Source organism: Photobacterium lutimaris (assembly GCF_003025555.1).
Lineage (GTDB): Bacteria > Pseudomonadota > Gammaproteobacteria > Enterobacterales > Vibrionaceae > Photobacterium > Photobacterium lutimaris.
Genome location: NZ_PYMH01000005.1, coordinates 300751 through 315893, shown reverse-complemented (window position 1 = coordinate 315893; position 15143 = coordinate 300751). Strand labels below are relative to the sequence as shown.

At 49.8% G+C, this 15143-nt stretch carries 8 protein-coding genes; 2 read left to right on the top strand and 6 right to left on the bottom strand.

Features of this window, described 5'->3' with window-relative positions:
• Positions 1-50 precede the first annotated feature (50 nt).
• Entirely contained in the window at positions 51-782 is a 732-nt protein-coding gene (locus tag C9I99_RS13200) for a DUF6250 domain-containing protein (protein ID WP_107349346.1), read from the top strand.
• 19 nt (positions 783-801) lie between these two features.
• Complete coding sequence (locus C9I99_RS13195; RefSeq protein WP_107349345.1) at positions 802-2334, top strand: sulfatase family protein; 1533 nt, start codon at positions 802-804, stop codon at positions 2332-2334.
• A gap of 140 nt (positions 2335-2474) precedes the next feature.
• On the opposite strand, the gene C9I99_RS13190 is transcribed toward C9I99_RS13195, so the two are convergent.
• From C9I99_RS13190 to C9I99_RS13165, 6 genes are all read right to left on the bottom strand, one after another.
• Entirely contained in the window at positions 2475-3143 is a 669-nt protein-coding gene (locus C9I99_RS13190; RefSeq protein ID WP_133638248.1) for an SPOR domain-containing protein, read from the bottom strand.
• Positions 3144-3372: 229 nt separating this feature from the next.
• Positions 3373-4713, bottom strand: coding sequence for a patatin-like phospholipase family protein (locus C9I99_RS13185; RefSeq protein WP_107349343.1), 1341 nt, complete (start codon positions 4711-4713; stop codon positions 3373-3375).
• A gap of 333 nt (positions 4714-5046) precedes the next feature.
• On the bottom strand, positions 5047-7308 hold the full coding sequence (locus C9I99_RS13180; RefSeq protein ID WP_107349342.1) for a hypothetical protein: 2262 nt from the start codon (positions 7306-7308) through the stop codon (positions 5047-5049).
• 265 nt (positions 7309-7573) lie between these two features.
• The gene (locus C9I99_RS13175; protein ID WP_107349341.1) at positions 7574-10591 is read right to left on the bottom strand and encodes a chondroitinase family polysaccharide lyase; all 3018 of its coding nucleotides are present in this window, start codon (positions 10589-10591) and stop codon (positions 7574-7576) included.
• 71 nt (positions 10592-10662) lie between these two features.
• On the bottom strand, positions 10663-13803 hold the full coding sequence (locus C9I99_RS13170) for a chondroitinase family polysaccharide lyase (RefSeq protein WP_166645457.1): 3141 nt from the start codon (positions 13801-13803) through the stop codon (positions 10663-10665).
• 21 nt (positions 13804-13824) lie between these two features.
• Positions 13825-15084 carry an autotransporter outer membrane beta-barrel domain-containing protein gene (locus C9I99_RS13165; RefSeq protein WP_107349339.1) on the bottom strand — a complete coding sequence of 420 codons (1260 nt, stop codon included), beginning with the start codon at positions 15082-15084 and terminating at the stop codon, positions 13825-13827.
• Between the last annotated feature and the right edge of the window lie 59 nt (positions 15085-15143).

Here is a 15143-nt window from a genome sequence, read left to right as displayed (position 1 = left end):
CCCAGCCGCATGCTGGGAGTTACAGTTCACCAATAAGCCTAGAGAATAAAATGAATAGACTTAATATTGCTCTATTAGCAATCGCTATGGGAAGTAGCCTACCGACTTTTGCGATTGATAACCCTGAATCACTGATCAAAAAAAATGGAACTTTACTTTTCAGCGATGATTTCAGCCAAAACCTATCTCAGTGGGTGATTGAAAAAACAGATGCATCCGACGTGGGTATCAAGCAAGAGGCGCTCGACATTGATGACGGTGCCGGTGTTACGGTGTGGTTTAAGCACGACATTACCACACCGTCAGTGATTGAATTTGAAGGTACGGTAGTCATGGCTAACGGCCCAAACGACCGTGGTACTGACCTTAACTTCTTCTGGATGGCCCAAGAACCTGGGAGCCAAGATTTCTTTGCTAAGTCTGACTGGCGTGCAGGTGACATGCGAAAATACGATCCGATGCAACTCTACTATATCGGTTACGGTGCCAACGACAACAGCACCACTCGTTTTCGTCGCTATCCCGGGGATGGTACCCGCCCGTTGCTGCCTGAGTATGATGTAACAGACAAGCAGTTCATGAATATTCCCAACCACCCGACCAACATCAAGATCGTTAGCCTCGACGATCAAATTCTGGTGTTTAGCAATAACAACAAGCTCTATGAGATCAACGATAAAGAGCAGTTTAAATCCGGTAAGTTCGGTTTCCGGACATGGAAGAGCCACCTGAAAATCGACAATTTCAAGGTCTATTCACTCGATATGAAGCAACAAGGCTAAGTTTATAAGGAAGTAAACAATGTCACTCACTCGCCGAAACTTTATCAAAGGTGTCGCCGGTGCCGCCGCTGCTAGCAGTACATCTGCTGTAGTACTTACCCCATCCTCGGCTATGGCATCCCCGGCCACTCAAACAATCAGCAAACCCAAAAACATCCTGATCATTACCGCCGATCAGCTATCTCGCCATGCGATTGGCGGCTATGGCAACAGCGATGTATCCACCCCTACTATCGACAGCCTCATCGCCCGAGGGACGCGTTTCAACGCCGCTTATACCGCCTATCCTCTATGTGGCCCTTCCCGAGCCTCGTTCTGGACTGGCCGACTGCCGCATCAAAATGGTGTACATGGTAATAACAGTCCAAACATTCCTTCATCTATGCCGACCCTCGGCCAATTGTTCCGCGATGCAGGCTATGATGCGGTCCATTTCGGCAAGCGTCATGACTTTGGCTCCTTGCGTGGTTTTGACTGTGCGGAGCAAATCGAAATGGAAATGGATGCCCCCGAAGCGTTTCCGGTGAACTACGACTCGCGGGAAGATCTATACGCTGAACAGGAAAGTGTGGCGTTCTTGCACAAAAAACACGATAAGCCTTTCATTATGGCCGTTGACTTCAATAACCCGCACAATATTTGTGGTTGGGTCGGCGCGTTTGCCGGGCCTCATAATGAAATCCAAGGCATCGGCCCGCTACCGCCATTGCGTGATAATTTTGAAAACCTCGATCCTATCACCAACCGGCCACCAGCCGTCCAGTATCTGTGCTGCGGCCATCATCGCATGCACGAAGCCGCCCATTGGAGCCCGCTCAATTATCAGCAGTATCTGGCGGCCTACTACCACTACACCCGCATGGGCGACAATAGTATCAAGAGGGTTCTAGATGCCCTCGCGCAGTCAGATGCCGCCGACAATACGCTGATTGTCTTCTTCAGTGATCACGGCGATGCCATGGGTAGCCACCGTCAAGTCACCAAAATGAACTTTTTCTATGAAGAGGCAACCAACGTTCCTTTTGTGATCACAGGCCCTGGGATCCCACAAGGCCAACAAAATGATGAACTAGTTTCGCTGTGTGATCTTCTTCCTACCTTGTGCGACTACGCGGGCTTAAGTATTCCCGAGCAACTCTATGGCCGAAGTGTGCTACCGCTTATGGACGGAAAATCGCCTGATGACTGGCGCGAAGCCGTCGTCAGCCAATGGTACACCAGCCGCGAAACAACCATCGAGCCGGCTCGGATGTACCGCACAAAAAACCATAAATACACCGTCTACCAAGAGGGAGGTGAAGAACTGTTCGACCTAGTTCGTGATCCAGGTGAGCGCCAGAACCTGGCCAACGATCCGGCTTACCGTGACTTGCTTGACCAATACCGAGAAGGTTTTACGCATTACACCCACGAGCAAATCGATCCCTTCAAGACCCAAGCTGTCAATATCGACCCAGCCTGGCGCCACCATACACCGGGCTACCAACATCATCACGGCGACTGTGCCCTAGACGCCTACCTCAAAGCCAAAGAGGCTGACACAGTGACTTAAACGGCGCCGCAAATTGGCTAGGTAATCGCAAATAACAAAAATGGGCTCGTCAATCGAGCCCACAGCCTAATACATATAGGCAACAACACAACCTGGCATTAAATACTTATTTTACTCAGTGCGTAATATTGAGGTATCGACTAAATTTCATCATCACTGATATCAATGAAATGAGACAGCACAAATGCTGTGCTGTAATCACTTTGTTTATTTATTTCATTCACAACAAATGTAGTTTCATCTTTCTCCAGAGGACCAATAAGAATACGGTATATCCCAGCAGAGCGAATAACTGATGTTTGCTCGGGGAAAAATGACCTCACGTCCCTCAATACATTTTTAGCGTTATCCTCATCCAACGTTGCAAAAACCTGAACATAAAGCGCCTCTTCTCTTCCTAAGGTACTTGAGATTTTTCCTGTCGAAATTTGTACATCAGAATAATTTGATGAGGTCGTTTCCAAAGCATAAAATTGCCGCTCTTCAAGCTCCACTGAGATTGGTAGAATATCTTCAGATGTCATTTCAGGTATGGCATTAATCGCTGTAACCTCAACAGCAGGTCTGCTGGCAGTATCATCAAATGCAATATCATCATTATCTGTTCCAAACCCTGACTCACTGATTGTGTATTCAGCCGTATTTTCACTCAATGCTGGCTCATATACAGTTTCAGTATATGTCGTATTAATATCAGGCACACACTGGTCAGAATTTAAAGCTGTATGATATTTTTGATAGGGATCGAGTTGTATACACCCAGTAAGCATTATTGATAATATTAGAGATAGTTTAATTTTATTAACCATAGGATTAGCATTCTAATTTTTAGATAAATTTGGTATAAGTTTTAGTATCTAACATTAACATTCCGTGTTTAAGAAATGAAAAACCTTCTCATTGATACCATTCCAGTTAATATTATCAAACTTCTATAAGATGAGAATGAATAACAGTTATTCGTTAATGATGCAGATATTATAAAGTATTATATTTTATTACAATTTGTTATTCTATAACTAGCAAACAATTTAAAGGTTATTTATTTACCCTCAATAGACATTCGTTAATCTTTCCAGTCAATCCCGGTTCGATTCTCTCCCAATTAAAGTATTCTATATCAGAAAAAGAGTTATTCCATGGCTCAATACTCTGAAATTGGGAGTAATTAGGCAAATCGCTCTTCCAGTGATTATCGCTAAGACCCTGTGCATATCCATAACAATACATATACTGCATATATTTCTTGCTAAATGGTGCTTCTGACGGTGCATCTGGAATTCTATGGTCAATATATGAAGAATTGAACGATGCACCAATCAATTGACTTTGCTGATAAATATTCGTTAGATTACTCCGTCCTTGGTACTTTATCATCGTAGATATCGAACGGCCTGTAATATTAGTTAATGTTGGCTGTGTTGGTTCCCAAATTGCACCAATACGCGAGTTATTAATCATCCATATGTGACTTTCTCGCTCCTCTGGCAGATCTATACCTAGCTTGGTAAAATATCTATTTTCAATACTAGCAAATTCCTCAACATCCATATTTTCTGGGATAAAAAAGGCTTGAGCTATGACACCGCCATCAACATGTAACTCATCATATTGAACACCATTGATCTGCATCGGTATAAGAACCGGTTCAAAAATACCTGGAATTGAAGCTGAAGCTATGATCACACTTTGAAAGAGAAGCTCTGCCTCCTTTGTATCATGCATGGCGATCTCCCCCATATTCCATATGACTGGGCGCTGTGCATCAAGGTTTGTCGTTTTGACTAGAAAAGTTCTACCTCGCAAGTACTCTTCTTTGACTTTATCCAACAGGTCACGATCAATTTCCTCTCTTACCAGCTTCTCAAACCTGGCTGTATTCAGAAGTGAAGAGCTAGAAAATATTTCCCACACATATCGTGTCTGATAGAGATCTTGATCTGATAATTGTGTGTAGAAATCTCGTAGCTTGTGATCATACTCTTCACCTAAAAACGCGTATAACCCTATAATTGCTCCAGTACTAATGCCTGTAACCATCCGGTAATCAGGTCGTTTTCCACTATCTGACAAGCCATTGAGAAGTCCTGCACCATATGCACCATTTGCTCCTCCACCAGATATAGTCAAATAGTGTTGAGGTCTAAAGTTACCAGCCTCATCAACAATGATATTTTTATCAAATGTATTGCTTCGCAATTTCTCATCAAATACATATTGCTCAATTGAGAACGGTGTATCTCCCCAATGTCTAAGCGTTTTGGAGTTAAATAAACCATAATCCATATTTAAATAAGCAGGCGCTGGGTTTCGTTGTAAATCACTAGTACAGCCGATTAAAAAAGCGGATAAAATAAAAGCAATAATCTCTTTATTCATATCTATTCCAATAAAACCAGCACCAATTATCTTAAAATTATAGCAGAGTTTATTTAGTCTAAAATTACATACTCCATTTTAGAGCATAATAATTATTTGATATTATCATTCTCATTTCCAGTCGACTATGAATAAGAGATATTCAATTTTGGCAAATTGTTTTTGGGATGGTCATATGAAAATATTACAGTTTGGCGTTTAATTCAATATTGTGATAAATAGCACAATTATAGAAAAGCCCTCGATATTTCGCTCGGATGCTCACTTGAACTCTCAAGGTAACTCTCCGGCCGCAATATCAAGGGCAGGTTGCAGTATGTAATAAGATGGGGCTTAGCTAGCCGTTAACGATACGCAAGTGATCAACGGTGCTTGCTCCTCGGTATAGTTATTGGCCGTACCGCCATTCTGGTAAAAACGTACTACGTTGTAGTTCTGTGTTGCCTGATCAGCCGCCAAGCGACTGGCGCTACCATAAGGTAGTTGCACTGTCGCACCCAGCGGCCAGCCGTATACCGGTGATAACTCAACCTCCAGATCAACATTGGAAATCAACTCTTTGGTCAGCTTGATCATCGAGTTAGCGCTGCTTGCCGGCGGTTGGTTGCCATCGGCTTCGTAATAGTTGGGAACATACTTGCCCGCCGTGAACTGGCTGATCGGTAGGTGCCAGTCCCCACTGTTCTGGTAGAGGTTTCGGCACGCGTTTAACGCTGGTGTTTGGCCATTGGTGATCTGAGCAAACAACGCCCAGTCAATACCATTGGCAGCCAAAATCTCGCTCGCCTGCGGCAATCCGGCCCCTAGCTCACCTTTGTGGACAGTTTCTGCCTGGGTCAATGGACGATGGTATTTGTAACCGTTGAAGTCAACAATTCTGATTGGCTCAATGGCGCGCAGCGCTGCATTGCTGGCATCGGTCAGCAAACCGCCGGAAACACTGTCAAAATCGGCCGCTGACACACATTTAGCGCCATAAGACTGGGTATTCAAACAATATTGCACCCCTTTGCCGATAAAGTGTCGGGCATCCACGGTATGGCCCTGTGCCGCCCAGTCGTAATCATCAACAACACCATTGCCATTACCGTCGTTTCCTTGTGCCCGCACACCGATAATGTATTCATTGCCCGTTGCTTGTTCGGTCGGGTTGCTATCACCCGCCGGGCCATTTTGATTACTGGTATCAACCAGCCAACGGCCATCGGTATTGGCATCACCATCGTAGCCATAAACCACGGCCGTCAATTTTTGATCGTACTCAAGGGCACCGGTCAATGTGATCCCCATTGGCTCAACGGCCGGGGAACAATAAGCCTGATCGGCTGGGGTACCAAGGTAAGTTACCGGTGTCACACAGTATTCAATCATTTTTCCGAGATCATCACCCGACAAAGTGTACTGGCAGCTTTGTGCGACATCACAGCCCTGCTCGGAAACGTCACCATCGACTTTCCACTGGGCGGTCGATTGACCTTCTTCTGCGCCTTCAGCTTGCTCGTACTGGTATTGTCCCACCAGTGTTTCACCGACCTCGGGTAAACCACCTGACAACACAACCGCCTCGACACTGCTTGCCTGCGGCGGGATTTCTACCTTGACAGAAATGGCTTCATCCATTTGCTGGCAAACTTCCTCCCCTACCGTCGGCGATCCTGTTTCAGAAACAGGGCTAACGCAAAAAGACAGATAGTAACCGCCATCGGCATTGACGACCGAATAAGCCGTTTCCGTGGCACCTTCAATCGCATTGTTATCACGTAGCCAGCGATACTGACTGGTACCCTCAAGGTCACCATCTGCATCAAAATAGGTGTATTTCCCAGTCAACGTCGCCCCGACAAAGGGCTGTCCGTCAATCGCGACGCTGCCAGCTTCCACTTCCGGTGCCGAGCCAGGCTTCACTGCCACTGGCGCAGTCAGCTCAGAGCAAGCAATCTCGCCCGCGATCGGAAAATCCTGCTGCGTTTTAGGCTCGACACAAAATGCCAGCTGTTTGCCCTCGGTTTGATGCGCCAGCAAGGTTAGGCGGCTATCATCAGCGCCGCCTATCGCTTCGCCGTCAGCCAGCCATGACAAGACAGAATCACCTTCGGCAACTCCCTCAGGATGAAAGTACTGATACTCCCCTTCAATGACATCACCGACCATAGGGGCCATATCGCCAATGGCCACGTCATTGGCCTGCGGCGGGGTGCCCAACGGCGGCTGTACTTGCTTCGGCTCACTGCACGACTGAGCACCGATAGTATTGGCCGTCCCTTCGGCGACCGGTGTCACACAAAAGCGGACCTGCTCGCCCAAATGCTGTTCAACCAAATACAGCTCCTGGGCGACTCCGATTTCAGTATCATCGGCCAACAACCAGCGGTATTGACTGGCACCTTCCGGACGGGCAGCCGGATTGGGATCGAAATACTGGTAAATACCTTTTACACCGGCTCCGACATGCAACGCCGGTATGGTTACTTCGCCCCTTACCGTCGGCGGGTACACATTATCCTGCTTACCTGAGATATCCTTGTTATCTTCAGCTCCACAGCCTGCCAGCAAAGTGGCAATGGCCAGGGCCAAGGTAGAGTGTCTTACTTTCATAACCTTCTCTTTTCTGATTGGAAATGAATAGTCCGTTTACGCCGATTCCGATAAATGGCGAGCTGGGCTAATATTTCGTTATAGTCAAACGCAACCTTTCAACTATCTTCGATAGCTTTCGCATAACTATATACCCAATCAAAATTAAAGTTTACCTTTCGGTAACGCTTTTGTGATCATAAAAACGAAAGAAAACAAAAGCCAATTAAAAACGAAAAAAGCGCCTATCGCTAGGCGCTTACATTACGTTTCGAAAAAAATTGGCTTATATCTTTTGCAACCGTGTTTGGATCGGTAGACCATCCTTGCAACGGAAAGTCACCACAGTCTTTTTCCCCTTGTGCTTCACGGCAATCCGCTCATCAGCCTCCGCTGGGTTCCAACGCCCTTTCAAGGTAATAGCCACAGGGACTTCTTGGCTCAGGGTGTTTTTCTCCATGTTCAAATCAGGATTAGCAACACTCAGGCTCAATATTCCGTCCTGCTCTTTGGCCATGACCACGGAGGAGGTACTGATCGCTCTGATCCACTTGTCAGACGTTCTCACAAACTGGTACGCCGTATAGCCGGTTACGCCACTTTGATTATCATGAACAATGTGTGCCGTTCCGTCTTTGCGCAGCACCTGGTAGGGCTTATCCTGTGCCAATGCCATTGACGCAGCCAACGCCTGCATTTTTTCTGGCGTTGCATCAAGCATGATCATGTACTCGTATTCTGCACCGGACGGCGCATTACCGTGATTAATCCATGCCGATACCATATTGCCGAAGGTCGGCTCCTTGGATATGTTATCGCGCGACTCCTGATGTTGGCGCCTGATCTCAATACTGCCGCCTTTAACCACGAAATAACCGTTGCCCATACCATCTATCAGCCAGCCACCAGGCTCAACCGTGGTGCTAAACGGAAATGCCGTCACCTCCTCGCCATTGATGATCAGCGTCTGGGTTTTGTCAGTCAGGCCGTATTGAAATAAGGTGGTCTCAGTTGGGTACTCACTGCGGCCGTTGGCGATGTTACTCCCCACCATGACCAATCGGTTATCGAAGCTAAACACCGATTTCTTGGCCCTAAACGACGGGTCGATAAACGCCGGCCAACGGTCAGGGTTTTCGAGGGTAAAGCCAAAGGCACCATAGCGCCCGTCCAGTTGAGTCGAGCCATTGAACCGAACATTATTGGTCAGCATAGTGGTATGTTTGCGCGGCGCATCCAGCTGCTCCCACGGCAAATGGATCGTTGTCGCCCCCGGCATTCGGTTCCAATCCCAGCCATCTTGGCTAAAGCCGTAGTCTTCTTCATCGCCCCACTTTTGGATTTGCACACTGCCGTGACTCTGGTAGCGGCCATATCGGTTGGCATTGTTATAGATCTCCGACGACCACACATACCGGTTCCAGCCTTTCATCGTGACCATCTTGTCAGCGTATCGGTGGATCCCCATTGCGGCATAGTTGAAGCTATATGCACCTTGGGGGTGCGCTTCTGGCATCACCCGCTGACCGAATTCCCCGGCAAACCGCTGAGGATCATCGCCGCTGATCCGTAAATACGCCTGTGCCAGCTCGGTATCGGCCTTACCTTGCTCAGTCCCTGCCAGCGCCAGCCAACGGTAACCGTCAGCAATCTTATTGAGAGAAATGCCGAAGAACGGACGACGGCCATTCGTTCCAACGCCGGGGTTCGGGTTGCTATACACCCTCGCCGCCAGCATCACCTTTTTCAGGTACTGCCGCGCGGGCTCGGACAGCTCGTAAGGTGTTCCCCTTAGCAGGTAAGCAACATGGGCAGCCGAATTAAAGGCGGCAAACGAATACCCTGGGTAATTCCCCTTGTGACGAAATGCGGTGCCATCTGGACGGAAACCGTCTGCATAGCCAGCCGGTGTCTGCGCCATATTGCCGGAGATAAACTTACCGAACTTGTGCATCAGGGCCACTCGCTCCTGTGCATCAGGCTCCAGCAGCAGCATGATCATATGGGCACGAGCCAAGGTATTGTAGTAATCCATGTCGGAGCTTTTTGGCCCGACTTCCATATCAAAACCGCGCTCTTTGAATTCCCGCGAGTACCACAGCAGTGCCGAATGGATAGGCTCCAGCAAGCCGGCTTCTTTGAGCGGCAGCTCCATCAGCAGCATCGACGCATACCAGCTCCGGGTACTGTATCCCCAGTGGTGGGTCGCCACCAGCGAGCTACCATGCTGGAAGCCCTGATCAAGCAGGTGTTCGGACATCAGGAGGTATTTATCACGCATTTCAGCACGCACGGCAGGATCATCGGTAACGTGCCAAACCCGAGCCATCTTTTCCATGAGCTCCGAGAATTTGCGCAAATCGACATACGCCTTCACCCGGGCTTTATCATCCGGGCTCAAATGGGCTTTCTGATAAATTGTCAGCTGCTTCTTGGTCACGACATGCACGCCGTTAATGACACCATTTTCCTTGCTCAAGCCATACGTGCGATATTCCTTGCGGATAGCATCTAGCGCTTTCTTACCCACCTTCATATCACCGACGTAATAATCGAGTAGCTCTTGCTTGATCGTATCTACCGCAGCCAGTTCCTCGGCCGTGACATCAGGCAGGGTTTCAGGCAAACCGTAGTCAATCTCGGGCACGGTGATCCTCGTGGTCACCAAATCATCAGACCATTGGTAGCGAATATCATCAATGCTGACCATCAGGCGATCGATAAACAGCTCCCCTCCTTCCGCCATGCCTTTCGGGGTAATGGTCACCCCCTTGAGGGTCGAAGCCGGCATCCCCTGCATATCACGGTGAAAAGCCATACCTGGCGAGCGCCAACCGGTAAAGTCCAGTTTCATGGTAAAGCGGCTATTTGCAGCCGACCCGAACTGGAACTCAAGCTCACCGTCACTGGGCTTTTCATTGTAAATCCATACCGAGAATACCGTCGAAGACTTGCGTCCATAGGCTTGGAAGGCTTCTTTAGGCGTGTAATAACGGAACTCCGTATCGAGCGTTAGCGGCGAATCCGGCTGCCACTGCCATACCAATGACTGGTCCCCGTTTACCGCCCGGCGATCCGAGACTGAAACGGTCCCCTCACCAGCTACCGTGACATAGTCGGGTACCGCCTCCCCTTCAAATGAAATGATCTGTGCTTGCATCGGGTCGTATGAAGCGGCTTGTTCGACAGCACTGGCCGGGGTGATAGTGCCTGCACCCTCAGTCTGGCCGCCGGCATATACATTGCCGGATAACGCCAGTGAAACCGCGGCGGCCAATACCGATATATAACTAAATCTGTTCATGCCTTTTCCTTAATCATTACAAGCAAATTGCCTGTCGTGCGCGCAAGCAGCCACTTGCGCGCCACGTATCCTTATTGCTGGGTCAACAAGACTTGCAGAGGCTCTGCCCCAACCGTACTAAAGCGTATCTCCGTATGGCCGTTGGTCATGTCATGCAACGTAACCCCTGCTGGCAGCGCAGAAGCCGCCATCCACTGGCCACGCAGTACCATCCGGTTATCCACCGCCTTGAACGGGTTATCTTTCCATTTGCGGGAATAAATACTGACTTCTTGCAAAGTGCCTTCCGCGTCATACTGGGTGCCGTCCCGCCCCTGGTAGAGGTTGAGATCCGGATTCACCAGCGATAACTGTAGCTGACTCCCCTGTGTGGCAACCATGACCATGACCATGGCCGGTGCACCGACTTGTGCCACTAGCCCGGAGTCAAACTCGGTATCTGCTGCAAACACCGCGTAACCGGTCGTCTGGGATTCGCTATCACTCACGACATGGGCACGCTCATCCTGCTGGACGATCTGATAAGGCGCATGCTCAGCGCTTGATAGCTGGCGGGCGAAAGTGTCCAATTGTTCCTGCTCTGGCTTTACCAATACGGCATATTCATAGTGCCCATCGAGCGGCGCTTTGCCGTGGTCGATCACCGCTGTGGCGAAGATACCCTGAGTGGTCGAGCTGTTTTTCTGGTGTACCGACACCTGCTCGCCTTGTGACACCCTGACATCTTGCGCTGCAGAGACAAAATAAGCGTTGCCATCAGGGTCCCGTAACTGAAGGAAGCGTGTCGGCTTAACATCTACCTGTTGCTCAGAGGCGGCGAATGGTAGGCCATTCACCGTTGCCCGCTCGCCATCGTCATACACTGCATGCTGGAACAAGGTCGTCTGAGTGGGATAAGCGGTCTGCTCGGTGGTGATCCCACTGCCGAGCGCGACAATCCGGTTATCGAAGAAAAAAACCGACTTGTGAGCCTGAAAGCTGGCATCGTATTTCGGGTGCCCTTGCAGCACCATGGCATATAACCCGTTTTCCCCATTGCCCACCCCGCCAGCGAAGCTCTGCTCTGAAAGCAGCATCTCTTCCAACCCGCTAAACGTATCAACGTTGCGCAGCTTGGCATTGAGTGCCTCATAAGGCAGCTGGACGGCAGTGGTTCCCGGCCAGCGATTCCAGTTCCAGCCATCATGGCTGAACGCCCGGGCCTCGCTCTCGGGCCCCATGATTTCGAGCTGGCCGTAGTTGATATAACGGCCGTAGCGGTTGGCATTGGCATAGCTTTCGTGGCTGACCAGATAACGGCTAAAGCCGCGCACTGCCGCTACCCAATCAGAGCGGCGCTGAATCGTCATGCTGGCAAGGTTCATCACCCAGTTACCCTGCGGCGCGACCCCTGACTCCATCCCTTGCTGCACCAGATAGCGGCCGAACGCATCATCTTTGCCCGCCATCCGCAAATAGGCAGCCGCCATATCCAGATCAATAGCCTGAGTGCCATCAGGCGAGCCGGCTAACGCCATGTGCTTGAACGGCACCAATTCGATGGATTGCTCACCGTCGGGGTGGCGGCCAGTGACAGACATCAAGGTCAGCTGATCATTACTGTAGATTTCTGTCATCGCGACAGCGTGTTTGACGGTTTGGTGTGCCTGCGGCGTAACAGAAAAAGACGTCCCAGATAGCGCTTCGATCACAGGCGTGAGCCCTTTCAGCGCCCCCTTGGCATAGGCAGGATAGTGCTGAGCATGGTGGAACACCGAGCCGTCAGTTTTGAACCCACCCCCTAGCCCGTCGGAGCGGGTAATCGACTGGGACAACCAGAAACTAAACTGGGATAACCAAGCCTCTCGCTGCTGCGGATCAGGCTGCATCAGCACACTGTATAACATGCCTCGCAGCTGAGTATTCATGATATCGACATTGAAGTTGGTCATCTCCTCTACCGGACGGTAGATACGGCCAGTGCCGGAATACCACGCCATCATGTCACTGACTTGCTGCGCCAGGCCTTCCCTCGCCAAGAGATCCCTGCTGAGGTAATGGGCTTGGAACAAGGCCCTGAGGGTATACCCCATGTGGTGGGCAGTTCCTAGACCACTGCCAGCTGTATACCCTTGCGTAATCGCATAATGCGTAAGTTTCAGGTACATAGCCTCAATAGTACGACGGTCTTCATCGACCAAATCACCTTGCAGCGCTTGCGCCAGTTCAAGCATATACTCACCATACTCTCTGAGTAGCTTGATACCGAACACGGTATCGAACCCTTCTTGGTTCAACAGCCCCTTGTTGACCCCCTTATCGAGAAATGTCTTTAGCCGGTTGCTGTTATCTAATGGCAAGCCCGTGATCACCCCATTGTGCTCAGCGAGCTGGTAGCTGTCGTAGCGTACTTTAAGCGCCTGTAGTTGCTTGTTAGAGAGTGACTTGTCGTTGGCCAAAATAAACTCATCGAGGGTCTTTTCGATAACCTCAACCTCAGAGCCAACCGACACGGATCTACTCACATCACCATCAAGGACGCTGTGGGTATGCTGCTGAAGGAATTGAGAGTAGCGGTACAGTGCCAGCCAATGGCGGTTCGGTGCCACATCCGCTGCCACATTGACATAAGGCACGACGGCATCCCGGGTTGGCCAACGGGGGTCAACCGGAATACTGGTCATCAGCTGATCAAGGTAGATCTTGCCAGATCCCCCCGCTTGCGAAGTTTCGATAATCAACTGATCCATCTGTTTGCTCGGCTGACCCTGCATATCAGAAAACGGCACCAATAGCTGGCGCCATCCCACAAAGTCCATATTGATATCAAACCAACTCGCCTGCTGCCCCTGCGCCAGAAAAGAAAACCGCAGAGTCCCTGCTAACGGTGATGCGTTATAAATCCAGGTCGTAAAGGTGCTTTGCGACTGATCGGTATTGTTTGCCACAAACGGCTTGTAGCCAATCGGCTGGGTAAAAGTCAGCGTATTGCCCGGTGAAAATTGCCAGGCCAAACTATGCTGACCATCTTTTTGCAACGTACTCTCTATGGCAAGCAGGCTGTCGTCCGATGCAGTCACTGTATCGGGCATACCATACTCGAAGAAATACATGATACCGCCTGGCTGGCGATAGGATTCACTGTCCACCACCGCAGACTCTGCTGCCAACGCCTGGCCTTGCAGCCCCATTGCGACAGCCAATACCAACATTTTTACGTGATTCTTTTTCATTTTGCTGACTACCATCCCTGATTAAAACGAGTACGTGCCACGGCCGTAGTACATAGTGGTTTCCTGGCTATCGCTCCATAGGTATTGGGCCCCGATATGCCAGGAGAAGCTGGTGTTGGTTTCCCAAACCAGATCGAGGTGAGTTTCGTAAAAAAAGTCATCGGCCTCACTGACCGGCAGAGTGAAGCTGCCACCACCACTGGCCAGCCTTGCCGTAGTCGTCAGGTTGTGGTCAAGTAACTCCTGCTGCGCCTTGAGTTTTAGCTGGGAGGCAAACACCCCGACATTGGTATCAAGCCGGTGGGCAAGTTCCAGTCCGAACCCGAGGTTGAGGGTTTCATATTCTTGCTTGTCGTAGGCAAGCGCGGCCGGAGAACCCGATGACTTGGTCAACTCACCGGCTTTGTTATATTCACGGACATAGTTTTCTTGGTAGTCTTCGACCTTGACCAATGCATAGTCAGCATAAAGGGACGGCAGGAAAGTTACCTCGCCGAGATAGACCGGAAACTGCCAGTCAAGCAGCAGTGCAAAGCTTTGACTGTTGAATCGCGCTGTCGCTTGTGATTGACCACCAGCCATCAAACTGTCACCGATAGAGCGCTCGGAACGATTACTGTTCCAGCCCACCAGTCCCTGCGCTGAGAAGTACATATCATGCCAGTGGTAAGTACCATATAGCGCCGCTTGATAAGTATCGATATCCAGCTGCTGGTTATAGAGCCGGCTTTGACTATTGATTGACTGTTGACTAAATGCGACACCAAGGATCGAATCTTCGGACAGCACCCGGTCGTAACCTACTGCGATCCCCGATGAGTCAGCGTCATAACCATCAAAACGGTTGGTCCCTTCACTGGTTACAAACGAGGTTGAGTCCGTTCCGAGATAGGACACCCACAACGAGGTGCGAGCTGAATCACCCAGGATGTAGTCAGAAGTACGCTTGCGCACTGTGTTAGCAAAAACATTCTGCGCGGTAGCCACATTGTAGATGCTAGCGCCACTCCGGTCGGGGGTTATCTCTCCGGCCAATCTCGCCGCTTCCTCGCTAGTGGTCACCGCGGCAAACAAATCCAACAGCTCCTGGTTATTGTTTGCCAGTGCCTGCTCTTCCAACAATTTCAGGACATAAACCTCGGTCGAGTCTGCGCCTCCTGCGGCGGCGAGATCAGCAATGCCAGAAGACGCTGCCGCCGTGGCAGTGTATGCCAGCCCGATCCCTGTAAAAGCTAACCCAACGATCCCCCGGTGTAACCTTCTACCGCACTCAACAGCCATTCCCTATCCCTCTCAGCTGACACTTATCAAATAGCAACATACACATTTTCGCTTCTTTG